Origin of the sequence: Pseudomonas sp. 273 (assembly GCF_029201425.1) — a bacterium.
Taxonomy (GTDB): domain Bacteria; phylum Pseudomonadota; class Gammaproteobacteria; order Pseudomonadales; family Pseudomonadaceae; genus Pseudomonas; species Pseudomonas delhiensis.
This window is the reverse complement of record NZ_CP116775.1, coordinates 6,706,705-6,730,647: the sequence shown is the minus strand read 5'-3', so window position 1 is coordinate 6,730,647 and position 23,943 is coordinate 6,706,705. Positions and strand designations below refer to the sequence as shown.

General features: G+C 70.0%; 23 protein-coding genes. 14 read left to right on the top strand and 9 right to left on the bottom strand.

Features of this window, described 5'->3' with window-relative positions; all coding sequences use genetic code 11:
• The first annotated feature begins 1 nt into the window (after position 1).
• The 5 genes from doeB to PKO50_RS30795 all read left to right on the top strand — a co-directional run bounded on the left by doeB (position 2) and on the right by PKO50_RS30795 (position 5,607).
• Entirely contained in the window at positions 2-1,018 is a 1,017-nt protein-coding gene (gene doeB / locus PKO50_RS30815) for a N(2)-acetyl-L-2,4-diaminobutanoate deacetylase DoeB (protein WP_275628138.1), read from the top strand.
• Between the two features lie 28 nt (positions 1,019-1,046).
• The gene (locus tag PKO50_RS30810; RefSeq protein ID WP_275628137.1) at positions 1,047-1,529 is read left to right on the top strand and encodes an Lrp/AsnC family transcriptional regulator; all 483 of its coding nucleotides are present in this window, start codon (positions 1,047-1,049) and stop codon (positions 1,527-1,529) included.
• A 442-nt stretch (positions 1,530-1,971) separates the two neighbouring features.
• The gene (locus PKO50_RS30805; protein WP_089392591.1) at positions 1,972-2,625 is read left to right on the top strand and encodes a 7-cyano-7-deazaguanine/7-aminomethyl-7-deazaguanine transporter; all 654 of its coding nucleotides are present in this window, start codon (positions 1,972-1,974) and stop codon (positions 2,623-2,625) included.
• Positions 2,626-2,756: 131 nt separating this feature from the next.
• On the top strand, positions 2,757-4,214 hold the full coding sequence (locus PKO50_RS30800) for an NAD-dependent succinate-semialdehyde dehydrogenase (RefSeq protein WP_275628136.1): 1,458 nt from the start codon (positions 2,757-2,759) through the stop codon (positions 4,212-4,214).
• Positions 4,215-4,227: 13 nt separating this feature from the next.
• Complete coding sequence (locus PKO50_RS30795) at positions 4,228-5,607, top strand: aspartate aminotransferase family protein (RefSeq protein WP_275628135.1); 1,380 nt, start codon at positions 4,228-4,230, stop codon at positions 5,605-5,607.
• A gap of 254 nt (positions 5,608-5,861) precedes the next feature.
• On the opposite strand, the gene PKO50_RS30790 is transcribed toward PKO50_RS30795, so the two are convergent.
• From PKO50_RS30790 to def, 5 genes are read right to left on the bottom strand one after another with little or no spacing between them, the layout of a single operon-like run.
• The gene (locus tag PKO50_RS30790; protein WP_275628134.1) at positions 5,862-6,179 is read right to left on the bottom strand and encodes a tetratricopeptide repeat protein; all 318 of its coding nucleotides are present in this window, start codon (positions 6,177-6,179) and stop codon (positions 5,862-5,864) included.
• A gap of 13 nt (positions 6,180-6,192) precedes the next feature.
• Entirely contained in the window at positions 6,193-7,566 is a 1,374-nt protein-coding gene (gene trkA, locus PKO50_RS30785; RefSeq protein ID WP_275628133.1) for a Trk system potassium transporter TrkA, read from the bottom strand.
• Between the two features lie 21 nt (positions 7,567-7,587).
• Positions 7,588-8,898: a 16S rRNA (cytosine(967)-C(5))-methyltransferase RsmB gene (gene rsmB, locus PKO50_RS30780; RefSeq protein WP_275628132.1), complete on the bottom strand. Its 1,311-nt coding sequence runs from the start codon at positions 8,896-8,898 to the stop codon at positions 7,588-7,590.
• A complete protein-coding gene (gene fmt / locus PKO50_RS30775) occupies positions 8,895-9,839 on the bottom strand; it encodes a methionyl-tRNA formyltransferase (RefSeq protein ID WP_275628131.1) in 945 nt (314 codons plus the stop codon). The genes rsmB and fmt overlap by 4 nt, the downstream gene beginning before the upstream one ends.
• Positions 9,840-9,895: 56 nt before the next feature.
• Positions 9,896-10,402 (bottom strand): peptide deformylase, encoded by a 507-nt coding sequence (gene def, locus PKO50_RS30770; protein WP_089392736.1) that lies wholly within the window; start codon positions 10,400-10,402, stop codon positions 9,896-9,898.
• Between the two features lie 137 nt (positions 10,403-10,539).
• On the opposite strand from def, the gene PKO50_RS30765 reads away from it, so the two are divergent.
• The 3 genes from PKO50_RS30765 to PKO50_RS30755 all read left to right on the top strand — a co-directional run bounded on the left by PKO50_RS30765 (position 10,540) and on the right by PKO50_RS30755 (position 13,401).
• Positions 10,540-11,565, top strand: coding sequence for a LysM peptidoglycan-binding domain-containing protein (locus tag PKO50_RS30765; protein WP_109932786.1), 1,026 nt, complete (start codon positions 10,540-10,542; stop codon positions 11,563-11,565).
• Between the two features lie 139 nt (positions 11,566-11,704).
• Positions 11,705-12,799, top strand: a complete 1,095-nt coding sequence (gene dprA / locus PKO50_RS30760; protein WP_275628130.1) for a DNA-processing protein DprA — start codon at positions 11,705-11,707, stop codon at positions 12,797-12,799.
• A 44-nt stretch (positions 12,800-12,843) separates the two neighbouring features.
• Complete coding sequence (locus tag PKO50_RS30755; protein WP_109932790.1) at positions 12,844-13,401, top strand: Sua5/YciO/YrdC/YwlC family protein; 558 nt, start codon at positions 12,844-12,846, stop codon at positions 13,399-13,401.
• Between the two features lie 207 nt (positions 13,402-13,608).
• On the opposite strand, the gene PKO50_RS30750 is transcribed toward PKO50_RS30755, so the two are convergent.
• Positions 13,609-14,586, bottom strand: a complete 978-nt coding sequence (locus PKO50_RS30750; protein ID WP_275628129.1) for a quinone oxidoreductase — start codon at positions 14,584-14,586, stop codon at positions 13,609-13,611.
• A gap of 182 nt (positions 14,587-14,768) precedes the next feature.
• Between PKO50_RS30750 and hemF the strand changes: the two genes are divergently transcribed.
• Complete coding sequence (gene hemF, locus PKO50_RS30745) at positions 14,769-15,692, top strand: oxygen-dependent coproporphyrinogen oxidase (RefSeq protein ID WP_109932794.1); 924 nt, start codon at positions 14,769-14,771, stop codon at positions 15,690-15,692.
• 63 nt (positions 15,693-15,755) lie between these two features.
• Complete coding sequence (gene aroE, locus PKO50_RS30740; protein WP_275628128.1) at positions 15,756-16,577, top strand: shikimate dehydrogenase; 822 nt, start codon at positions 15,756-15,758, stop codon at positions 16,575-16,577.
• A 271-nt stretch (positions 16,578-16,848) separates the two neighbouring features.
• Here aroE and PKO50_RS30735 read toward each other — a convergent pair whose 3' ends face one another.
• The 3 genes from PKO50_RS30735 to betC are packed head-to-tail and all read right to left on the bottom strand — an operon-like array spanning position 16,849 to position 20,871.
• Positions 16,849-18,396, bottom strand: coding sequence for a SulP family inorganic anion transporter (locus PKO50_RS30735; RefSeq protein ID WP_109932798.1), 1,548 nt, complete (start codon positions 18,394-18,396; stop codon positions 16,849-16,851).
• Between the two features lie 7 nt (positions 18,397-18,403).
• On the bottom strand, positions 18,404-19,327 hold the full coding sequence (locus PKO50_RS30730; protein WP_275628127.1) for a choline ABC transporter substrate-binding protein: 924 nt from the start codon (positions 19,325-19,327) through the stop codon (positions 18,404-18,406).
• A 35-nt stretch (positions 19,328-19,362) separates the two neighbouring features.
• Positions 19,363-20,871 carry a choline-sulfatase gene (betC, locus tag PKO50_RS30725; protein ID WP_275628126.1) on the bottom strand — a complete coding sequence of 503 codons (1,509 nt, stop codon included), beginning with the start codon at positions 20,869-20,871 and terminating at the stop codon, positions 19,363-19,365.
• Between the two features lie 128 nt (positions 20,872-20,999).
• Here betC and PKO50_RS30720 point away from each other — a divergent pair, with 128 nt between their 5' ends.
• From PKO50_RS30720 to PKO50_RS30705, 4 genes are all read left to right on the top strand, one after another.
• Positions 21,000-21,896: a LysR family transcriptional regulator gene (locus PKO50_RS30720; RefSeq protein WP_275628125.1), complete on the top strand. Its 897-nt coding sequence runs from the start codon at positions 21,000-21,002 to the stop codon at positions 21,894-21,896.
• On the top strand, positions 21,893-22,222 hold the full coding sequence (locus PKO50_RS30715; RefSeq protein ID WP_275628124.1) for a DOPA 4,5-dioxygenase family protein: 330 nt from the start codon (positions 21,893-21,895) through the stop codon (positions 22,220-22,222). The genes PKO50_RS30720 and PKO50_RS30715 overlap by 4 nt, the downstream gene beginning before the upstream one ends.
• A gap of 92 nt (positions 22,223-22,314) precedes the next feature.
• Positions 22,315-22,836: a sigma-70 family RNA polymerase sigma factor gene (locus tag PKO50_RS30710; RefSeq protein ID WP_275628123.1), complete on the top strand. Its 522-nt coding sequence runs from the start codon at positions 22,315-22,317 to the stop codon at positions 22,834-22,836.
• A complete protein-coding gene (locus PKO50_RS30705) occupies positions 22,833-23,750 on the top strand; it encodes a FecR family protein (protein WP_109932807.1) in 918 nt (305 codons plus the stop codon). Before PKO50_RS30710 ends, PKO50_RS30705 begins: the two co-directional genes overlap by 4 nt.
• Positions 23,751-23,943 lie beyond the last annotated feature (193 nt).

The following is a 23,943-nucleotide window of genomic DNA, read 5'->3' as shown; positions in this document are numbered from 1 at the left end:
GATGACACTGCCACTCGATAAAGGGCTGCGCCACAACCCCATCGCCACCAGCGTCGACTTCGCGCGCGACGGCGTGCAGCACGGCCACCTCAAGCTGCCCTACTCGCGGGACGACTCGGCCTGGGGCGCGGTGATGATCCCCATTTGCGTGGTGAAGAACGGCGCGGGTCCCACCGCGCTGCTCACCGGTGGCAACCACGGCGACGAGTACGAAGGCCCGGTGGCGCTCAGCCGCCTGGCCCAGGAACTGCGCGCCGAGGACATCCGCGGCCGGGTGATCATCGTGCCCTTCATGAACACCCCGGCCTTCCTCGCCGGCAAGCGCACCTCGCCGATCGACGCCGGCAACCTCAACCGCAGCTTCCCCGGCCGCCCGGACGGCACGGTGACGCAGAAGATCGCCGACTACTTCCAGCGCACCCTGCTGCCGCTGGCCGACGTGGTGCTGGACATCCACTCCGGCGGCCGCACCCTCGACTTCCTGCCCTTCGCCGCCTGCCACGTGCTGCCGGACAAGGCCCAGCAGGAAGCCAGCGAGGCGCTGATGCGCGCCTTCGCCGCGCCCTATGCCATGCGCATGCTGGAACTGGACGCGGTGGGCATGTACGACAGCGCCGCCGAGGAACAGGGCAAGCTGTTCGTCACCACCGAGCTGGGTGGCGGCGGCAGCAGCACCGCGCGCAGCGTGGCCATCGCCCGCCGTGGCGTGCGCAACGTGCTGGTGCAGGCCGGCATCCTGCGTGGCGAAGTCGAGCACGCGGACTCGGTGATGCTCGACATGCCCGACGGCGACTGCTTCGTCGCCAGCGAGCACCAGGGCCTGCTGGAGATGTGCCGCGACCTGGGCGAGCGCGTGGAGCGCGGCGAGGTGCTGGCGCGGGTGCACGACGTGCTGCGCACCGGCGCCGCGCCGGTGGAGTACCGGGCCAAGCGCGGCGGCATCCTCGCCGCCCGGCACTTCCCCGGCCTGGTGCAGAGCGGCGACACCCTGGTGGTGGTCGCCGAGGTCCTGGGCTGATGCGCGCGCCGCGGCGCCGGAGGTGGCGATGATCAAGCTCGACCGCTACGACCTGAAGATCCTGCGCATCCTCGCCGGCGACGGGCGCATCACCAAGTCGAGCCTGGCCGAGGCCATCAACCTCTCGGTCAGCCCGGCCTGGGAGCGCGTGCGCAAGCTGGAGGAGGCCGGCCTGATCAAGGGCTACCGCGCGCAGATCGACTGGCCGGCGCTGTTCCGCCAGCAGCAGGTGCTGGTGGAGATCACCCTGGGCCGCCACACCGCCCAGGACATGCGCCGCATCGAACAGCGCCTGCAGCAGGCGCCGGAGGTGGGCTTCTGCTACGCCACCGGCGGCGGGGTGGACTACATCGCCATGGTCCAGGCCCGCGACGTCGACCACTACCAGCGCTTCATCGACCAGCTGCTGCTGGAGGACCTGGGGATCGAGCGCTACTTCACCTACATCGTCACCAAGGTGATCAAGACGCTGGATGCGGCCGTGCCGGCGGAGGCGCTGGAGGGCGCCTGATGCCGCGCTGCGCTGTCTTTCTTTTCGTAGGAGCGAGCTTGCTCGCGAATGGTGTTTCCCGGTGGCTCTGGTGTGTTGGGTTGACTCCGCTCCCTCTCCCCAGCCCTCTCCCTGAAGGGAGAGGGGGCTAGTCCGTGCCGAGAGGAGGAATGGTTTCAGCCGGAAACCTTCGGCGTCGCCGGCTGACTCCAGAACATCAGCGTCTGCCCAACGGTCCCCTCTCCCTTCAGGGAGAGGGTTAGGGAGAGGGCGCTCTTGGCCCCAGCCAATTCCTTCCGGTAGAACACCCTTCGCGAGCAACCCGCCCCCACAACAACCCCACCCCCTGCACAAAAAACACCCAAAAAACCTGACTCCAGGTTCAATCTCCTATAGAATGCGCCCCGCTCGGCACAGGGCCGGGCATGGGTTCCCTCACCCCATCGACGAAAAAGGATCCAGCATGTCGGCGCTTTCCCCGGCGGCTCGGCGCGGCGCATTGGCCGGCCTGGTCGTCTTCCACCTCCTCGTGATCATCGCCAGCAACTACCTGGTGCAGCTGCCCATGACCCTGTTCGGCTGGCAGACCACCTGGGGTGCGTTCAGCTTCCCGTTCATCTTCCTGGCCACCGACCTTACCGTGCGCCTGCTCGGCAAGAGCCCGGCGCGGCGCGTCATCGCCCGGGTGATGGGGCCGGCGCTGCTGGCCTCCTACGTGGTCTCGGTGCTGTTCCAGGACGGCGGCTACCGCGGCTTCGCCGCGCTGGGCGAGTTCAACACCTTCGTCGGGCGCATCGCCCTGGCCAGCTTCCTGGCCTACGCGCTCGGCCAGTTCCTCGACATCCAGGTGTTCGACCGCCTGCGCCGGCTGCGCCAGTGGTGGATCGCCCCGGTGGTGTCGACCCTGTTCGGCAACCTGCTGGATACCTTCACCTTCTTCTCCATCGCCTTCTGGCGCAGCGACAACCCCTTCATGGCGCAGCACTGGGTGGAAATCGCCACGGTGGACTACGGCGTCAAGCTGGCAGTCATGCTGATCCTCTTCGTGCCACTCTACGGCGTGCTGCTGCGCGCCATCCTCCAGGGCCTGGGCCGGCGTTCCGCCAGCGCCTGCTGAGGCGGGCGAAAAACGTAAAGCCCGCGGCGCATCTGCGGAAAGAATTGCCGCCGCCGCCCCGGCCTTAGGAAAAAACCGCCACGGCGCTCCCCCTAGGATGGTCCCCATGCCACCTGCGAGGAGACGCCGTCATGTCCTACGCCCACCCCCTGCTCTTCAAGTCGCTGTGCTACGTCAACGGCCAGTGGCTGCACAGCGCCAGCGGCGCCAGCATCGCCGTGGAGAACCCGGCCGACCGCGAAGTCATCGGCCACGTGCCGCTGCTCGAGCGCGAGCAGATAGTCGCCGCGGTGGACGCCGCCGCCGCGGCCTTCCCGGCCTGGCGCAAGCTCTCCCTGGACCAGCGCGCCGCGCCCCTGCTGCGCTGGGCCGAGCTGATCCGCCAGCACCGCGAGGACCTGGCGCAGATCCTTTCCCTGGAACAGGGCAAGCCCCTGGCCGAGGCGCGTGGCGAGATCGACTACGCCGCCAGCTTCATCCCCTGGTTCGCCGAGCAGGCCCGGCGCCTGGACGGGCGCAACATCCCCAGCCACATCCCCGGCGCCCACCTGGGCACGGTGATGGAACCGGTGGGCGTGGCCGTGCTGCTCACCCCCTGGAACTTCCCCGCGGCGATGATCACCCGCAAGGCCGCCGCCGCCCTGGCCGCCGGCTGCAGCGTGGTGGTCAAGCCGGCCCACGAGACACCCTACTCGGCCTTCGCCCTGGCCCAGCTGGCCGAGGAGGCCGGGCTGCCCGCCGGCACCTTCAACGTGGTGCTGGGCGAGCCGCAGATGGCCATGGAGACCCTGGTGCGCGACAGCCGCGTGCGCGCGGTCAGCTTCACCGGCTCCACCCGCGTCGGCAAGCTGGTGCTGCAGGCCGCCGCCCAGGACGTGAAGAAGGTGGCGCTGGAACTGGGCGGCAACGCGCCCTTCATCGTGCTGCCCGACGCCGACCTGGAGCAGGCGGTGAAATTCGCCGTCGACGCCAAGTTCCAGACCTCCGGCCAGGACTGCTGCGCGGCCAACCGCATCCTCGTCGCCCGCGAGCTCTACGAACCCTTCCTGCAGCGCTTCGCCAGCGCCGTGCGGACGCTGCGCGTGGGCCCGGCCAGCGACGAGCGCAGCGACATAGGCCCGCTGATGCACCAGGCGGCCTTCGACGCCACCTGCGAGCGGGTGCGCGAGGCCATCGACAGCGGCGCGCGCCTGCTCGCCGGCGGCGAGCCCCACGCCCTGGGCGGCTGGTTCCACCAGCCCACGCTGCTGGCCGACGTCACCCCGGCCATGCGCATCTGGCGCGAGGAAAACTTCGCCCCCATCGCCGGGGTGACGGCCTACGACGACCTGGAGCAGGCCGTCGAGCTGGCCAACGACAGCGAATACGGCCTGGCGGCCTACATTTGTGGGCAGCGCCTCGACCAGGTGTGGCCGCTGATGCGCCGCCTGGAATTCGCCATGGTCGCGGTGAACGGCGCCCGGTTCACCGGCCACCCCATCCCCTTCGGCGGCATGAAGGCCTCGGGCCTGGGCCGCGAGGGCGGCAGCGAGGGCTTCGAGCCCTTCGTCGAGACCAAGTACTTCTGCCTGCACCACGGCGCCATCTGAGGAGAACACCGCCATGACCGACTACGCCAAGCTGTTCGAACAGGACCGTGCGCACTTCATGCACCCTTCCACCCACGCCCACGACCACGCCAGCGGCGCCCTGCCCGGGCGCATCATCACCGGTGCCTCGGGCGTGCGCATCCGCGACCACCAGGGCCGCGAGCTGCTGGACGCCTTCGCCGGGCTGTACTGCGTGAACATCGGCTACGGCCGTACCGAAGTGGCCGACGCCATCCATGAGCAGGCCAGGCAGCTGGCCTACTACCACACCTACGTCGGCCATTCCTCGGAGGCGATCATCGAGCTGTCCGCGCGGATCATCCGCGACTGGGCGCCGGCGGGGATGAAGAAGGTCTACTACGGCCTCTCCGGCTCCGACGCCAACGAGACCCAGGTCAAGCTGGTGCGCTACTACAACAACGTGCTGGGCCGCCCGCAGAAGAAGAAGATCATCTCGCGCCAGCGCGGCTACCACGGCTCGGGCATCGTCACCGGCAGCCTCACCGGCCTGGCCAGCTTCCACCAGCACTTCGACCTGCCGGTGGAAGGCGTCAAGCACACCCTCTGCCCGCACTTCTACAAGGCCCCGGCGGGCATGGACGAAGCGGCCTTCGTGCGCCACTGCGCCGAGGAGCTGGAGAACCTGATCCTCGCCGAGGGCCCGGACACCGTGGCGGCCTTCATCGGCGAACCGCTGATGGGCACCGGCGGCATCATCGTCCCGCCCCAGGGCTACTGGGCGGCGATCCAGGCGGTGCTGGCGAAGTACGACGTGCTGCTGATCGCCGACGAGGTGGTCTGCGCCTTCGGCCGCCTGGGCGACAGGATGGGCAGCCAGCGCTACGGCATGCGCCCGGACCTGATCACCACCGCCAAGGGCCTGACCAGCGCCTACGCGCCGCTGTCGGCGGTGATCGTCGGCGAGAAGGTCTGGGACGTGATCGACAGCGCCTCCACCCGCGAAGGCGCCATGGGCCATGGCTGGACCTACTCCGGCCACCCCATCTGCGCGGCGGCGGCCCTGGCCAACCTGGACATCCTCGAGCGCGAGAACATCACCGCCAACGCGGCGGACGTCGGCAGCTACCTCAACCAGCAGCTGCGCCAGGCCTTCGAGGGCCACCCGCTGGTGGGCGAGGTGCGCGGCGACGGCATGCTGGCGGCGCTGGAGTTCATGGCCGACCGCGAGGCGCGCACGCCTTTCGACGCGGCGCTGAAGGTCGGCCCGAAGGTCTCGGCGGCGTGCCTGGAACGCGGCATGATCGCCCGCGCCATGCCTCACGGCGACATCCTCGGCTTCGCCCCGCCGCTGGTGCTGACCCGCGCCGAGGCGGACGAAGTGGTGGGCATCGCCAAGGCCGCGGTGGACGCGGTGGCGGCGGAGGTGCTCTGAAACTCCGGCACGTCCTTGTAGGAGCGAGCTTGCTCGCGAACAGACTCCGCAGCGGGGCCGTTCGCGAGCAAGCTCGCTCCTACGAAAAGCCGGTGTATCCGGTGGTTTGGTAGCTTGTCCGCGATAGCCGGGCGTTGCGGCGCGATTCGCGGATGAGATCCGCTCCTACGCTGCCCCACCACACCGTTCTCCTGTAGGAGCGCGCCCTGCGCGCGAATCGCGGGCAGGGCCCGCTCCTACAAGGGGCGGCGGGTTCAGCCGCCCCTGGCCTTGTCCAGCTTGCGCAGGAACACGGTCATTTCCTTCTCCGCCTGCTTGTCGCCGTGGGCCTGGGCCGCGGCCAGGCCGTCGGTCCAGGCGGCGCGGGCGCCGTCGAGGTCGCCCTGGGCCTGCAGGGCCTTGCCCAGCAGCTTCCAGGCGGCGGAATACTTCGCGTCCTGCTCCACGCAGCGGCGCAGGTGTTCCGCCGCCTTGGCGGCATCGCCGGCATCCAGATAACCCTTGCCCAGGCCGAAGCGCAGCAGCGGGTTGTCGATGCCCTTGGCGAGCATTTTTTCCAGGCCTTCGAGCATCGCCCGGCCTCCTTCAGAAGAACGTCAGACCGGCCTGGAACAGCCGTTCGACGTCTCGGATTCGCTTCTTGTCGACCACGAAGAGGATCACGTGGTCGCCGGATTCCACCACCGTCTCGCCGTGGGCGATCAGCACTTCCTCGTCGCGGATCACCGCGCCTATGGTGGTGCCCGGCGGCAGGTGCACGTCGCTGATGCGCTTGCCGATCACCTTGCTCGACTTGGCGTCGCCGTGGGCCACCACCTCGATGGCCTCGGCCGCGCCGCGGCGCAGGGAGTGCACGCTCTCGATGTCGCCGCGGCGCACGTGGGTCAGCAGGGTGCCGATGGTGGCCAGCTGCGGGCTGATGGCGATGTCGATCTCGCCGCCCTGCACCAGGTCGACGTAGGCCGGGTTGTTGATGAGGGTCATCACCTTGCGCGCGCCCAGGCGCTTGGCCAGCAGCGAGGACATGATGTTGGCCTCGTCGTCGTTGGTCAGGGCCAGGAACAGGTCGGTCTCGTTGATGTTCTCTTCCAGCAGCAGGTCGCGGTCCGAGGCGCTGCCCTGGAGCACGATGGTGCTGTCGAGGTTGTCCGACAGGTGCCGGCAGCGTGTCGGGTTCATCTCGATGATCTTCACCTGGTAGCGGTTCTCGATGGCCTCGGCCAGGCGTTCGCCGATGTTGCCGCCACCGGCGATGATGATCCGCTTGTAGTTCTCCTCCAGCCGGCGCATCTCGCCCATCACCGCGCGGATGTGGGCCTTGGCGGCGATGAAGAACACCTCGTCGTCGGCCTCGATCACGGTGTCGCCCTGGGGGATGATCGGCCGGTTGCGCCGGTAGATCGCCGCCACCCGGGTGTCCGCGTTGGGCATGTGCTCGCGCAGCTGGCGCAGCTCCTGGCCCACCAGCGGGCCGCCGTAGTGGGCCTTGATGCCCACCAGCTGGGCCTTGCCCTCGGCGAAGTCGATCACCTGCAGGGAGCCGGGGTACTCGACCAGGCGCTTGATGTAGTTGGTCACCACCTGTTCCGGGCTGATCAGCACGTCCACCGGGATGGCCTCGTTGTCGAACAGGCCGGTGCGCGTCAGGTAGGCCGCCTCGCGCACCCGGGCGATGCGCGTCGGCGTGTTGAACAGGGTGTAGGCCACCTGGCAGGCGACCATGTTCACCTCGTCGCTGTTGGTCACCGCCACCAGCATGTCGGCGTCGTCGGCGCCGGCCTGGCGCAGCACCGTGGGGAAGGAGGCCTTGCCGTGCACGGTGCGGATGTCCAGGCGGTCGTTGAGGTCGCGCAGGCGCTGGCCATCGGTGTCGACCACGGTGATGTCGTTGGCTTCGCTGGCCAGGTGCTCGGCCAGGGTGCCGCCGACCTGGCCGGCACCGAGGATGATGATCTTCATGGGGTCGCGCTCGTCCGGGCTCTAGCGGGCGGATATCTTGATGAGCTTGGCATAGTAGAAGCCGTCGTGTCCGCCTTCTTGCGGCAGCAGCTGGCGCCCATGCTCCTGCTTCAGGCCCCAGGGCCCGGCCAGGTCCAGTTCGCGGGCGCCGGGGGTGCGGGCGAGGAAGGCGGCGATCGACTCGCGGTTCTCCTGCGGCATCACCGAGCAGGTGGCGTAGAGCAGGATGCCGCCGACCTTCAGGGTCGGCCACAGCGCGTCGAGCAGCTCGCCCTGCAGCTGCGCCAGGGCCGGGATGTCTTCGGCGGCGCGGGTCAGCTTGATGTCCGGGTGGCGGCGGATCACCCCGGTGGCCGAGCAGGGCGCGTCCAGCAGGATGCGCTGGAACGGCTTGCCGTCCCACCAGGCGCCGGTGTCGCGGCCGTCGGCGGCTACCAGGCTGGCGTCCAGCTGCAGGCGCGCCAGGTTCTCGCGCACGCGCACCAGGCGCGATGCTTCCAGGTCCACGCCGAGCACGTCGGCCAGGCCGGGTTCGGCCTCCAGCAGGTGGCAGGTCTTGCCGCCGGGGGCGCAGCAGGCGTCGAGCACGCGCTGGCCGGGAGCCAGTTCGAGCAGGTCGGCGGCTAGTTGCGCGGCCTCGTCCTGCACGCTCACGCGGCCTTCGGCGAAGCCGGGCAGATCGAGCACGTCGCAGGGCTGGGTTAGCTGGATGCCGTCGCGGCTGTAGGTGCAGGGCACGGCCTCGATGCCGGCGGCCTGCAGTTCGGCCAGGTAGGCGTCACGGCTGCCCTGGCGGCGGTTCACCCGCAGGGTCATCGGCGGGTGGGCGTTGTTCGCCGCGCAAATGGCTTCGAACTGCTCCGGCCAGGCCTGCTTCAGGGCCTTCTGCAGCCAGCGCGGGTGGGCCAGGCGCGCCGCCGGGTCGCGGTCGACGTCGGCCAGCAGCACTTCGCCCTCGCGCTGGGCGCGGCGCAGCACGGCGTTGAGCAGGCCCTTGGCCCAGGTCTTCTTCAGCTTGTCGGCGCAGCCAACGGTTTCGCCGATGGCCGCGTGCGGCGGAATACGGGTGTAGAGCAGCTGGTACAGGCCGACCAGCAGCAGCGCCTCGACGTCGCGGTCGCCGGCCTTGAACGGCTTCTGCAGCAGGCGCGCGGCCAGGGCGGCGAGGCGTGGTTGCCAGCGCGCGGTGCCGAAGGCCAGCTCCTGGGTCAGGCCGCGGTCGCGCGGGGCGACCAGTTCCAGTTGCGGCGGCAGCGAACTGCCCAGCGAGGCGCGGCCGGCGAGCACCGCGGCCAATGCACGGGCCGCGGCGAGGCGCGGGCTGGTGCTCATTGGCCGAGCACCAGGCCGGCGGCGAACTGCTCGCGGCGGCTGTTGAACAGGTCGGCGAAGGCCAGCGGCTTGCCGCCGGGCAGCTGCACGCGGGTCAGCAGCAGGCTGCCTTCGCCGCAGCCGACCAGCAGGCCGTCGCGGCTGGCGTCGAGAATCCTGCCGGGCTCGCCCCTGCCCTCGCCCAGGCGCGCGGCCCAGACCTTCAGCGGCTCGCCGTTCAGCGTGGTGTGGCACACCGGCCAGGGGTCGAAGGCGCGCACGCTGCGCTCCAGTTCCACGGCCGGGCGGCTCCAGTCCAGGCGCGCCTCATCCTTGCTCAGCTTGTGCGCGTAGGTGGCCAGGGCATCGTCCTGTACCTCGCCCTCGAGCGTGCCGGCGGCCAGGCCGGCGATGGCCTCGACCACCGCCGGCGGGCCCAGGCGCGCCAGGCGGTCGTGCAGGCTGCCGCCGGTGTCTTCGGCGCTGATCGGCGTGCTGACCTTGAGCAGCATCGGCCCGGTGTCCAGGCCTGCCTCCATGCGCATCACGGTCACGCCGCTTTCCGCGTCGCCAGCCTGCACCGCGCGCTGGATGGGCGCGGCGCCGCGCCAGCGCGGCAGCAGCGAGGCGTGGCTGTTGATGCAGCCCAGGCGCGGGATGTCGAGCACCGCCTGGGGCAGGATCAGGCCGTAGGCGACCACCACCATCAGGTCCGGCCGCAGCGCCGCCAGTTCGGCCTGGGCCGCGGCGTCGCGCAGGGTCGGCGGCTGCAGCACCGGCAGGCCGTGCTGCGCGGCGAGCTGCTTGACCGGGCTGGGCATCAGCTTCTGCCCGCGGCCGGCCGGGCGGTCCGGCTGGGTGTAGACGGCGAAGATCTCATGCGGGGTGTCGAGCAGGGCCTTGAGGTGCTCGGCGGCGAATTCCGGGGTACCGGCGAAGACGATGCGCAATGCTTGGCTCATGCGTAGGCTCGCTAAAGAAAAAAGGCTTGCCGGGGCAAGCCTTTGGGGAGGAGGGGTCAGGCGCGCTGGCGGTGCTGCTTTTCCAGCTTCTTCTTGATCCGGTCGCGCTTGAGGTTCGACAGGTAGTCGACGAACAGCTTGCCGTTGAGGTGGTCGCACTCGTGCTGGATGCACACCGCCAGCAGGCCCTCGGCGATTTCCTCGAAGGCCTTGCCGTCGCGGTCCAGCGCCTTGACGCGCACGCGCAGCGGGCGGTCGACGTTCTCGTAGAAGCCGGGCACCGACAGGCAACCTTCCTGGTACTCGCCCATTTCGTCGGTGAGGGTTTCCAGTTCCGGGTTGATGAACACGCGCGGCTCGGACTTGTCCTCGGACAGGTCCATCACCACGATGCGCTGGTGCACGTTGATCTGGGTGGCGGCCAGGCCGATGCCGGGGGCCTCGTACATGGTTTCGAACATGTCGTCGACCAGTTGGCGCACGCTATCGTCGACCACCTCGACAGGCTTGGCGATCGTGCGCAGGCGCGGATCGGGGAATTCGAGGATGTTCAGAATGGCCATATGCGTTTGTGATGCACTTGTGGAATAAAGTAAAAATCGGCTGCTAATATGCTGAGCAGCATCGAAAAACGCTGGAAAGCCCGGTAGGGGCGGCTTTCCGGTGTTTCATGTGTATACATAATAAAGGGATTCACCGCATGAGGAAAACACTACTCGCCGTGCTGCTGCTGGCGGCAGGAAGCATGGCGCAGGGTGCCGTGGAACTCAGGGATGGCCACCCCGACCGCTATACGGTGGTCAAGGGCGACACCCTCTGGGACATCTCCGGCAAGTTCCTGAGCAAGCCCTGGAAGTGGCCGGAGATCTGGCAGGTGAATCCGCAGATCCGCAACCCGCACCTGATCTACCCCGGCGACGTCCTGAGCCTGGTGTACATCGACGGCCAGCCGCGCCTGGTGCTCAACCGCGGTGCCTCCCACGGCACCATCAAGCTGTCGCCCAAGGTGCGCAGCACGCCGATGGCCGAAGCGGTGCCGACCATCCCGCTGGACAAGATCAACGCCTTCCTGCTGTCCAACCGCATCGTCGACAGCGAGGGCGACTTCAGCAACGCCCCCTACATGGTCGCCGGCGATGCCGAGCGCGTGGTCAGCGGCGCCGGCGACCGCGCCTACGCCCGCGGCGACTCCCTGGCCGAGGAGGGCAGCTACGGCATCTTCCGCCAGGGCAAGATCTACACCGACCCGGACACCAAGGAAGTCCTCGGCGTCGACGCCATGGACGTCGGCAGCGCCCGGGTGACCGCCAAGGAAGACGACATCGCCACCCTCAACCTGACGCGGACCACCCAGGAAGTGCGGCCGGGCGACCGCCTGTTCCCCACCGAGGAACGCGCGGTGACCTCCCTCTTCATGCCCAGCGAGCCGAAGACGCCGATCAAGGGCAGCATCATCGACGTGCCGCGCGGCGTCACCCAGATCGGCAAGTACGACGTGGTGACCATCGACAAGGGCTCCCGCGACGGCCTCGAGGAAGGCAACGTGCTGGCCATCTACAAGCTCGGCGAGACGGTGCGCGACCGCGTCAGCGGCGACCTGGTGAAGATCCCCGACGAGCGCTCCGGCCTGGTGATGATCTTCCGCACCTACAACCGCCTCAGCTACGGCCTGGTGCTCACCGCCAACCGCTCGCTGGAAGTGCAGGACAAGGTGCGCAACCCCTGATCCCCACGCTTGTACGAAGAACCCCGCCGCGGCGGGGTTCTTCGTTTCTGCCGGCCGCATCTTCCGAAGCGTCCGGCAGGCGGCGGCCGGCGGACGCGGCATAGTCGGGCTTCCCGCCAAAGCGCCAAGGACTGCCGCCATGCCTCGCCAAGCCTCCCCCGCCGAACTGGAAGCCCGCCTGCGCCTGCACGCCCTGCCCGAACTGGGGCCGCGGCGCTTCACGGCCCTGCTGGCGGCCTTCGGCAGCGCCTCCGCCGCCCTCAGCGCACCCGCCGCGGCCTGGCGTTCCCTCGGCCTGCCGGCGGCCAGCGCCGAGGCGCGGCGCAGCGAAGCCACCCGCCAGGCGGCGGCCGAGGCCCTGCGCTGGCTGGAAGGGCCCGAGCGGCACCTGCTGATGTGGGACAGCGAGGACTACCCCGCGCTGCTGGCGGAACTGGCCGATGCGCCGCCGCTGCTGTTCGTCGAGGGCGCCCGCGGCGTGCTGGGGCAGCCGCAACTGGCGGTGGTCGGCAGCCGCCGCGCCAGCCGCCCGGGGCTGGACACCGCCCGCGCCTTCGCCCGCAGCCTGGCCGGCGGCGGCTTCGCCATCACCAGCGGGCTGGCCCTGGGCATCGACGGCGCCGCCCACGAAGGCGCCCTGGAGGCCGGCGGGCCGACCCTGGCGGTGCTCGGCACCGGGCTGTGCCGGCTCTACCCGCGCCGCCACCTGGGGCTGGCGCGGCGCATCGTCGAGGGCGGCGGCGCGCTGCTGTCCGAGCTGCCGCTGGACTGCCCGCCGCGGCCGGACAACTTCCCGCGGCGCAACCGCATCATCAGCGGCCTGTCCCTGGGCGTGCTGGTGGTCGAGGCCAGCCCGGCCAGCGGCTCGCTGATCACCGCGCGGCTGGCCGCCGAGCAGGGCCGCGAGGTCTACGCCATCCCCGGCTCCATCCACCATCCCGGCGCGCGGGGCTGCCACGAGCTGATCCGCCAGGGCGCCACCCTGGTGGAGCGCATCGACGACATCCTCGACGGCCTGAGCGGCTGGACCGCCGGGGCTCCGGCCGGTGAGCCGGCCCCGCAGTCGCCAGCGCACCCGCTGCTGGAATTGCTGCGCGCCGCGCCGCTGGGCAGCGAGGCGCTGGCCGCAGGCTCCGGCTGGGCGCTGCCGCAGGTGCTGGCGGCGCTGACCGAGCTGGAACTGGAGGGCAAGGTGGCCTGCGAGGCCGGCGTCTGGGTGCATCGCGGCGGTTGAACCCGTAAACTGCCGCGCAATCGTGATTTCCCTGGAGTTCCCCGATGATCAGCAGCTGGCGTGTGCAGCGTGTGGCCAAGATAGTGCGTGACGGTGGCGTCATCGCCTACCCGACCGAAGCGGTCTGGGGCCTGGGCTGCGACCCCTGGAACGAGGACGCCGTCTACCGCCTGCTGGCGATCAAGGAGCGGCCGGTGGAGAAGGGCCTGATCCTGGTGGCCGACAACATCCGCCAGTTCGACTTCCTGCTGGCCGACCTGCCGCAGGAATGGCAGGACCGCCTGGGCGCCACCTGGCCGGGCCCGAACACCTGGCTGGTGCCGCACCAGGACCGCCTGCCGGAATGGATCACCGGCCAGCACGACAGCGTGGCCCTGCGCGTCAGCGAACACCCGCTGGTGCGCGAGCTGTGCGCGCTCACCGGCCCGCTGGTGTCCACCTCGGCCAACCCCGCCGGACGCCCGGCGGCGCGCTCGCGGCTGCGGGTGGAGCAGTACTTCCGCGGCGAGCTGGACGGCGTGCTCGACGGCAAGCTCGGCGGCCGGCGCAACCCCAGCGTGATCCGCGACCTGGTCACCGGCCGGACCGTGCGCCCGGCCTGAGGGGGCTCTTCGTAGGAGCGAGCTTGCTCGCGAACCGAATTTGCCGGGGACAGTGGATGTTGGCGTTCAGAGCGCCCTCTCCCCAACCCTCTCCCGCTTGCGGGAGAGGGTTGGGGAGAGGGGACGGAGCCAAACTAAAACACCGAAGTCACAGCTGAGCACTGTTCGCGAGCAAGCTCGCTCCTACGAGAAGCCGTGCCGTTTCCCTCAAGGCAGCAGGATGGTCGACCCGGTAGTCCGCCGCGCCGCCAGCTCGGTCTGGGCCTTGGCCGCGTCGGCCAGGGCGTAGCGCTGGTTGATCTCCACCTTGACCTTGCCCGAGACGAGCATGCCGAACAGGTCGTCGGCCATCGCCTGCAGGCGCTCGGGGGTGTTGGCGTAGCCGAACAGCGTCGGCCGGGTGACGAACAGCGAGCCCTTCTGCGCCAGGATGCCCAGGTTCACCCCGTCCACCGGCCCCGAGGCGTTGCCGAAGCTGACGATCAGCCCGCGCGGGGCGGCGCAGTCGAGGGAGATCGGCCAGGTGTCCTTGCCCACCGAGTCGTAGACCACCGGGCACTTCTTGCCGTCGGTGAGCTGCAGCACGCGCTCCGCCACGTTCTCGTGGCTGTAGTCGATGGTCGCCCAGGCGCCGTGGGCCTTGGCCAGCTCGGCCTTGGCCGCCGAGCCGACGGTGCCGATCAGCCTCACCCCCAGGGCCTTGGCCCACTGGCAGGCGATCAGCCCGACGCCGCCGGCGGCCGCGTGCCAGAGCACGGTCTGGCCGGGCTGGGCGTTGTAGGTCTGGCGCAGCAGGTACTGCACGGTCAGGCCCTTGAGCATGACCGCGGCGGCGGTCTCGAAGTCGATGGCGTCGGGCAGCTTCACCACGTTCGCCGCCGGCAGCACGTGCAGCTCGCTGTAGGCGCCCAGCGGGCCGGTGGCGTAACCCACGCGGTCACCGACCTTGACGCTGGTGACCTCGCTGCCCACCGCCTCCACTTCGCCGGCGCCCTCGGTGCCCAGCCCGGAGGGCAGCGCCGGGGCCGGGTAGAGGCCGCTGCGGAAGTAGGTGTCGATGAAGTTCAGGCCGATGGCGCGGTTGCGTACGCGGACTTCCTTCGGGCCCGGCTCGGCCGGGGTGTAGTCGGTGTACTCGAGGACTTCGGGGCCGCCGGTGCGGGCGAACTGGATGCGCTTGGCCATGTGGATCTCCTGCTGCATGCGCCGCCGGGCTGGCCGGCAACGCTTTGGGAAAAGTCTTTCATCCAAGCCGGCCTGTTGATCGCCGTCAAGCATTGGTTGTCCATCGGCAATGCTATGCTTGGCGCCCTCTCTCCGACCTGCGGCCCAAGCGCCGCGCGGCTTTCCGCTCCAAGGGGTGTCCCGTGACCGACCGTATCCAGGCCGTGAAGGCCTACCTGCTCGACCTCCAAGACCGCATCTGCGCCGCACTCGAAGCCGAGGACGGCGCCACCCGCTTCGCCGAAGACGCCTGGGAGCGCCCGGCCGGCGGCGGTGGCCGCACCCGGGTGATCGGCGATGGCGCGGTGATCGAGAAGGGCGGGGTGAACTTCTCCCACGTGTTCGGCGCCGGCCTGCCGCCGTCCGCCAGCGCGCACCGCCCGGAACTGGCCGGGCGCGGCTTCCAGGCCCTGGGCGTGTCGCTGGTGATCCACCCGCGCAATCCCCACGTGCCCACCTCCCACGCCAACGTGCGCTTCTTCATCGCCGAGAAGGAAGGCGAGGAACCGGTATGGTGGTTCGGTGGCGGCTTCGACCTGACGCCCTACTACGCCCACGAGGAAGACTGCGTGCTCTGGCACCGGGTCGCCCGCGAGGCCTGCGCGCCCTTCGGCGAGGACGTCTACCCGCGCTACAAGGAATGGTGCGACCGCTACTTCCACCTCAAGCACCGCAACGAGCCGCGCGGCATCGGCGGCCTGTTCTTCGACGACCTGAACCAGTGGGACTTCGACACCTGCTTCGCTTTCCTGCGGGCCATCGGCGACGCCTACATCCAGGCCTACCTGCCCATCGTGCGCAAGCGCAAGGACACCCCCTGGACCGAACAGCAGCGCCAGTTCCAGGAGTTCCGCCGCGGCCGCTACGTGGAGTTCAACCTGGTCTACGACCGCGGCACCCTGTTCGGCCTGCAGTCCGGCGGGCGCACCGAGTCCATCCTCATGTCGCTGCCGCCGCAGGTGCGCTGGGGCTACGACTGGAAGCCCGAGCCGGGCAGCGAAGAGGCGCGGCTGACCGAGTATTTCCTGCAGGACCGCGATTGGCTGGGCCTGAAGCCTGAAGCCTGAAGCTGGAAGCCGCAGGCAAAAAGCTTCAAGCTTGCGGCTTTCAGCTTGCAGCTCAGGAAACCCATGGACCGCTATTGCGTCTTCGGCAACCCCATCGGCCACAGCAAGTCGCCGCTGATCCACCGCCTGTTCGCCGAGCAGACCGGCCAGGCGCTCTCCTATGACGCCCGGCTGGCGCCCCTGGACGACTTCGCCGGGGCCGCCCGCGCGTTCTTCGCCGAGGGCCTGGGCGCCAACGTCACCGTGCCCTTCAAGGAAGACGCCTACCGCCTGTGCAGCGAGCTTACCGGGCGCGCCCGCCGCGCCGGCGCGGTGAACACCCTGAAGCGGCTCGACGGCGGCCGCCTGCTGGGCGACAACACCGACGGCGCCGGGCTGACCCGCGACCTGGTGGTGAACAACGGCGTGGCGCTCAAGGGCCGCCGTGTGCTGGTGCTGGGCGCCGGCGGCGCGGTGCGTGGCATTCTCGAACCCTTCCTGGCCGAAGGCCCGGCGGCGCTGGTGGTGCTCAACCGCACCGCGGCCAAGGCCGAGCAACTGGCCCGCGAATTCGCCGACCTGGGCCAGGTGCGCGCCGGTGGCTTCGACCTGCGCGACGAGCCTTTCGACCTGATCGTCAACGGCACCTCGGCCAGCCTGGCCGGCGAGCTGCCGCCCATCGACCCGGCGCTGATCCGCCCGGGGCACACCGTCTGCTACGACATGATGTACGGCAAGGAAACCACCGCCTTCAACCGCTGGGCCGCCGAACAGGGCGCGGCGCGCTGCATCGACGGCCTGGGCATGCTGGTGGAGCAGGCAGCGGAGGCCTTCGTGCTGTGGCGCGGCGTGCGGCCGGATTCGCGGCCGGTGCTGGATGAGTTGCGGCGGCAGTTGGCGGGTTAGGCCCTTCGTAGGAGCGAGCTTGCTCGCGAACGGTGCTCACCGGGGCTTTGGCGTTCAGGTTGACTCCGCTCCCTCTCCCCAACCCTCTCCCTGAAGGGAGAGGGGGCTGTTCGGAGCGCGCCGATAGCTCGGAGCTCGCCGGTAACGTAGGGCGTATAACCGTTCGCGGTTATACGCCGCTTGACCGATCTCATCGCTCACTCCGAGGCTGAACCTTGCGCGCTCTGGGGCCATGGCCAATCGGCGGATAACGCCTTGGGCGTTATGCGCCCTACTCCACCTGCAAAACCGCGCCTTCGCCGATCTGTTTCGCCAGTTCCTCGCGCACCCGCGGGCGGGCGTGGCGCAGCACCAGGTGGCGGCCCTCCCCGGCCAGCCTTCGGGCTTCCTGCTGGAGCATGTGCGCGCCGGCGAAGTCGATGAAGTTCACGTGCCTGGCGTCCAGCACCAGGCGCCGGCCCTGGCTGGCCTGGATCAGGCGCTGCAGGTAGTCGCAGGCGCCGAAGAAGATCGAGCCCTCCACCCGCAGCACTTCCTCCTCGCTGGCCTGCCAGCGTTCCACCCGCGGCTGCGAGGTGCGCCGCAGGTAGAGCAGCAGCGAGGCCAGCACGCCCAGGTAGATGGCGTTCTGCAGCGGCAGCAGCAGGGTCGCCGCGGCGGTCAGGGCCATCACCGCGAACTCGCTGCGGCTGCCGCGCCACAGGGCGCGCAGCGCCGGGCGGTCGACCAGGCCCCAGGCGATCAGCAGAATGCCGCCGGCCATGGCCGGCAGCGGGATGTGGGTGATCAGCCCGGCGCCGGCCACCGCCAGCACCGCGACCCAGGCGGCGGAGAACATCCCGGCCAGCGGTGTGCGCGCGCCGGCTTCGAGGTTCAGCCCGGAGCGGGTGAAGGAGCCTGCCGAGAGGCTGGCGGAGAACCAGGGGCCGAGCAGGTTGGACAGGCCCTGGGCGCGGATTTCCCGGTTGGCGTCCAGCACCTGCTGGCTGCGCGCGGCCAGGGCGCGGGCGATGGACAGGCTGGTGACCAGGCCCAGCAGGCCGCAGGCCAGGGCGCCGGGCAGCAGCGCGGCGATGCTCGCCGCGTCGGCCTGCAGCGGGCTGAATGGCGGCAGCGCGCTGGCGAAGGCCTGCACCCGCGCCACGCCGCCGAACCAGGCGGGCAGCGCCCAGACCGCCAGGCTGGCCAGCAGCAGGCCGAGCATCAGCGCCGGCCAGCGCGGCCGCAGCCAGCGGCACAGCAGGCTCGCCGCCAGGCTCAGCAGGCCGATGGCCAGGGACGCCGGGTCGCACTCGCCCAGGCGCGCCAGCAGCAGGCGCGTGCCGTCCAGGGCACTGCCGCGGCTGTGCACTTCAACGCCCAGCAGGTAAGGCAACTGGCCCAGGGCGATGACCAGCGCCGCGCCCAGGGTGAAGCCGAGCATCACCGAGTGCGAGACGAAGTTCAGCAGCACCCCGGCGCGCATCGCGCCCAGGGCCCATTGCAGGAGGCCGGCGAGGAAGGTCAGCAGCAGCACGTAGTGGATGAACAGCTCGCTGCCCGGCGGCGCCAGGGGCGCCACCGTGGCGTAGAGCACCACCGAGATGGCCGCGGTGGGCCCGCCCACCATGTGCCTCGACGAGCCCCACAGGCAGGCCACCGCCACCGGCAGCATGGCCGCGTAGAGCCCGTACTGCGGCGGCAGCCCGGCGATCAGCGCATAGGCGATGGACTGCGGCAGGGCCAGCACCGCGCCGGCCAGGCCGACCCAGGCCTCGCGCGCCACCCCGCGCGGGCCTAAGCCTGGCAGCCAGGCAAGAAACGGCAGCAGGCGCGTCATCGGCGGTTCAGAGCCTAGCCTGCACGGCGGCCAGGGCGTCGCCGCCATCGCGGGTCTTCACGCCGTCCAACCATTTGCCCAGGACCTGCGGGTTGGCCTTGATCCAGGCTTTCACCGCCTGCTGGTTGGCGACGTTCTTCTCCAGCACCTCGGCCATGATGGCATTCTCCATCTTCAGGTCGAAGCTCAGGTTGGCCAGCAGCTTCGCGCTGTTCGGGCACTGTTTGGCGTAGCCGTTGCGGGTGACGGTGTAGACGCTGCCGGTGCTGCCGAAGTACTTGTCGCCGCCGGCCAGGTACTTCATGTCGTACTTCACGTTCATCGGGTGCGGCGTCCAGCCGAGGAAGACGATCCAGCGGTCGCGCTTCACCGCCCGGCTCACCTCGGCGAGCATGGCCTGCTCGCTGGATTCCACCAGCTTCCAGTCGCCCAGGCCGAACTCGTTGCCGCCGATCATCTTCTGGATCGACTGGTTGGCCGGCGCGCCCGAGCCGATGCCGTAGACCTTGTGGTTGAACTGGTCGGCGTGCTTCTGCAGGTCGGCGAAGTTCTTCACCCCGGCGTCGTAGACGTAGGTCGGCACGGCCAGGGTGAACTCGGTGCCTTCCAGGTTCTTCGCCAGTTGCGTGACCTGGCCGCTGGCGATGAACTGGTCGTGGAAGCCCTGCTGCGCCGGCATCCAGTTGCCGAGGAAGGCGTCCACCTGGCCGTCGCGCAGGCCGCCGTAGGTGATCGGCACCGAGAGGGTGTCGACCTTGGCCTGGTAGCCCAGGGCGTCGAGCAGGAAGCTGGCGACGCCGTTGGTCACGGCGATGTCGGTCCAGCCCGGATCGGCCAGTTTCACCGTGGCGCAGGCTTCGTCCTCGGCCCGCGCGGCCTGGCCGGCCAGCGCCATGGTGGTGGCCAGCAGCAATGCACTTAACTTGGTCATGCTCATCTCCCCTCGGCTTCTTCTGGTTTTGGTTATCAGGGTTTGGGATAGCGGGCGCGGCGCTCCAGGTCGTCCAGGTCGATGTGGTTGCGCATGTACTGCTGGCTGGCATCGACGAAGGGCTGGTGGTCCCAGCTGGTCAGCTTGCCGCGCTGCAAGGCGTCGGCGACGAAGCGCCGGCGGCGCTGGCTGGCCAGCACGCGGGCGGTGATCGCCGGGATGTCCCAACGCTGCCGGGCTTCGGCCAGGAAGGCGTCGAACAGCTCGCGGTGCGCCGCCGAGCCGGCCAGGTTCTCCAGCTCGCGCGGGTCGTTCTTCAGGTCATAGAGCAGGCAAGGGTCCTGTTCGGAGTAGACGAACTTGTAGTCGCCGCGGCGGATCATCATCAGCGGGCTGAGGGTGCCTTCGGCGGTGTACTCGCCGATCACCTCGTCGTGCCCGCCCTGGCCTTGCAGGTGCGGCAGCAGCGAACGGCCGTCCAGCTCCAGGTCCTGCGGCAGCTCGCCGCCGGCCAGTTCCACCAGGGTCGGCAGCAGGTCGAGGGTGGACACCGACTCGGCCACGTGGCGCGCCGCGAAGCGGCCCGGGGCGTGGATCAGCATGGGCACGCGGGCGGCCATCTCGAACCAGTGCATCTTGTACCAGAGGCCGCGCTCGCCAAGCATGTCGCCGTGGTCGCCGGAGAACACCACCAGGGTGTTCTCGGCCAGGTCGCATTCCTCCAGGGTCCTGAGCAGCGCGCCTATCTGCGCGTCGACGTAGCTGCAGGCGCCGAAGTAGGCGCGGCGGGCGTCGCGGATCTTCTCCGGCGGCAGCGGCTTGCCCCACAGGTCGATGACCTTGAGCAGGCGCTGGGAGTGCGGGTCCTGCTCGTGCTGCGCCAGTTCCACCGACGGCAGCGGGATGTCCTCGTCGCGGTACAGGTCCCAGTACTCGCGGGGGATGGTGTAGGGGTCGTGGGGGTGGGTCATGGAGACGGTCAGGCAGAACGGCTGCTCGGCGTGCTCGCGGACGTGGTCGTAGAGGTACTGGCGCGCCTTGAACACCACCTCGTCGTCGAAGTCCAGCTGGTTGGTGCGCACGCAGGGCCCGGCCTGCAGCACCGAGGACATGTTGTGGTACCAACTGGGGCGCACCTCCGGCTCGTCCCAGTTCACCGCCCAGCCGTAGTCGGCGGGGTAGATGTCGCTGGTCAGGCGCTCCTCATAGCCGTGCAGCTGGTCCGGGCCGCAGAAGTGCATCTTGCCCGACAGCGCCGTGCGGTAGCCCAGGCGGCGCAGGTGGTGGGCGTAGGTGGGGACGTCGGCGGCGAAGTCGGCGGCGTTGTCCCAGGCGCCGATCTTCGTCGGCAGCTGGCCGCTCACCAGGGTGAAGCGCGAGGGCGCGCACAGCGGGCTGTTGCAGTAGGCCGAGTCGAACACCACGGCTCGCTCGGCCAGGCGCATCAGGTTGGGCATGCGGATGGGCGAGGCGGCATCGTGGAGGGGCAGCAGCGGCGCGGCCATCTGGTCGGCCATGATGAAGAGAATGTTCGGGCGTGGCATGGCGGGACTTATCCTATGCACGGTTGTTATGGAATAGTGCGTGACAGCAGTGTCACGCCGCGCCGGCAGGGGGTAAACCGCATGGCCATACATGCTTCGGATAACACCAGCTTATGGGTGGCGCAACCATGAGCCTGCCCCTGGAACTGCTCCGCGTATTCGAGTGCGCCGCCCGCGAGCAGGGCTTCACCGCGGCCGCCGCCGAACTGGGCAGCAGCCAGCCGGCGGTGAGCCAGCAGATCAAGCGCCTGGAGAAGCTACTGGGCGTGCGTCTGTTCGACCGCGTGCACCGCGGCATCGTTCTGACGGAAAGCGGCCAGTTGCTGCTGCGCCACGTGCAGACCGGGCTGGCGGAGCTGGAGGCGGGCGTCGCCGCGGTCAGCGCCCGGCGCACCCAGGAGGTGCTGCAGGTGGCCACCGACTTCGCCTTCGCCGCCTACTGGCTGATGCCGCGCCTGCCGCGCTTCCGCCTGCGGCACCCGGAACTGGACGTCAGCCTGCTGAGCAGCGAGCGCAGCCCCAGCAGCCTGCGCAGCGACGTGGACGTGGCCATTGCCTTCGGCGACGGGCGCTTCAAGCATGGCGAGCCGTTGCTGCTGTTCGGCGAGGAAGTCTTCCCGGTGTGCAGCCCGCGCCTGCTCGGCGAGCGCCAGGCGCCGCTGCCCCTGGAGGAGCTGCAGCGCCTGCCATTGCTGCACCTGAAGCCCGAGGCCCACAGCCGCTGGTTCGACTGGCCGGGCCTGTTCCGCGCCCTGGAGCTGCCGCGCCCGCCGGAGGCTTCCGGGCTACGCTTCGACAACTACACGCTGCTGGTGCAGGCGGCAATCGCCGGCCAGGGCGTGGCCATCGGCTGGCGCCACCTGGTCGACGAACTGCTGGAGCAGGGGTTACTGTGCCGGCCCATCCGCGAGAGCGCGGCGTCGCGCTACGGCTATTACGCCGTGCTGCCCGAGCGCAAGCGCCGCGCCCGCCTGCTGCAGCCCTTCGTCGACTGGCTGCGCGCCGAACTGGAACAGGACGAATGAACGAGATCCACGGCTACCACGCCCACGTCTACTACGATGCCGACAGCCTGGAGCAGGCCCGCGAACTCTGCGAGGAGGCGGTGCGCCTGTTCGGCGTAAAGATGGGCCGCATGCACCAGCGCCCGGTCGGCCCGCACCCGGACTGGAGCTGCCAGCTGGCCTTCGGCAGCGAAGCCTTCGCCGCCGTGGTGCCTTGGCTGGCGCTGCACCGCGGCGGCCTGGTGGTGTTCATCCACCCGGACACCGGCGACGACCTGCGCGACCACCGCGACCACGCCATCTGGATGGGCGCCGTGCGGCCGCTGGACCTGTCGCAGTTCGGCTGAATTCGATAATGATTCTCGATTCGTTGTATGCTTGCCCGCTTTACCGGCGGCCCGCCCGCGGCGGGCCGGTATTCCAGGGTATCGCGGTCATCATGCGGCGTTTCGCCTCCTCCAGCCTCCTGCAGAGCTTCCAGGCGCACTATGCGGACCTGCTGCGCTTCCTCGCCCGCCGCCTGGGCGACAACCAGCGCGCCGCCGACGTGGCCCAGGACACCTGGCTGCGCCTGGCCGACCAGAACCCCGACACCGAGGTGCAGGACCCCCGCGCCTACCTGTTCCGCGTCGCCGGCAACCTGGCCATCGACAACCTGCGCCGCGAGGGCCGGCTGGCCGAGTTGCACGTCGAGGAAACGGCGGCCAACGAAGTCAGCGACCCCGGCGCCGGCCTGGAATCGCGCCTGCTCGCCCGCGAGGCCCTGGAACAGCTCGACGCCGCCCTCGACCGACTGCCGCCCAAGGCCCGCCAGGCACTGCTGATGAACCGCCTGGACGGCCTGACCCACGCGCAGATTGCCCGCCGCCTCGGCGTCTCCGAGAGCATGGTGGGCAAGTACATCGTCCAGGCCATGCGCCATTGCCGCGACCACCTGCTACAGCAGGAGGCGCAGCCATGAGCCGCATCGACCTGGAGAACCAGGCCCTCGACTGGCTGGTGGAACTGCACTCCGGCCGCGTCGAGGCCGGCCGCCGCCGCGAGTTCATCCAATGGCGCGCGCAGAGCCCGGAACACGAAAGTGCCGCGCGCAGCGCCGAAGCCCTGTGGGGCGCCTTGCCGGCCACCCGCGTGGCCCGCCGCCACCGCCTGCTGCGCCCGCGCCGCCTGGCTGTCGTGGCGGCGGCCGCTTGCGTCGCCGCGTTGGCCGTGGCGGCGGCCCTGCCCACGCCCGTGGCCGGGATTTACGCCGACTACGCCACCCGCACCGGCGAACGCCGGCTGGTCGAGCTGGCCGACGGCAGCCGCGTCTGGCTGAACAGTGCCAGCGCGCTTTCGGTGGACTTTTCCGCCAGCCGCCGGAGCCTGCGCCTGTACGGCGGCGAGGCGCTGTTCGAGGTGGCCAAGGACGCCCAGCGGCCCTTCGTGGTGCACGCGGGCGATGGCGAGGTGACCGCCGTGGGCACCCGCTTCGACGTCGACAGCCGCGGGCCGGGCGTACAGGTGGCGGTGACCGAGGGCGTGGTGCGAGTGGAGGCCGGCGGCAAACCGGCGGTGCGCCTGGCCGCCGGCGAGCGCCTGGCCTACCAGGCCGCCCCCGGCCCGGTGCAGCCGCTGGACCTGGACAGCGCCAGCGCCTGGCAGCGCGGCAAGCTGATCTTCAACCAGCGCCCGCTGGGCGAGGTGCTGGCGGAGCTGGAGCGTTACCTGCCGGGGCGCATCCTGCTGACCGACGAGGCGCTGCGCCGGCACAAGGTCAGCGGGGTGTTCGATTTGGATGATCCTGATGCGTTGCTGCAGACGTTGCAGCGGTTGCAGCCGGTGCGGGTGACGCGGTTGCCTTGGTTGGTGGTGGTCAGGCCGGTTTCTTCGTAGGGGTTGGAGAGCGCCCTCTCCCTAACCCTCTCCCTGAAGGGAGAGGGGACCGTTCGGAGCGTTTGGATATTACTGAGTCAGCCGGCAGCGCCGTTGGTGTCCGGCTGAAACCATTCCTCCTCTCGGCACGGACTAGCCCCCTCTCCCTTCAGGGAGAGGGCTGGGGAGAGGGTGCGGCGCCAAACCAACACAC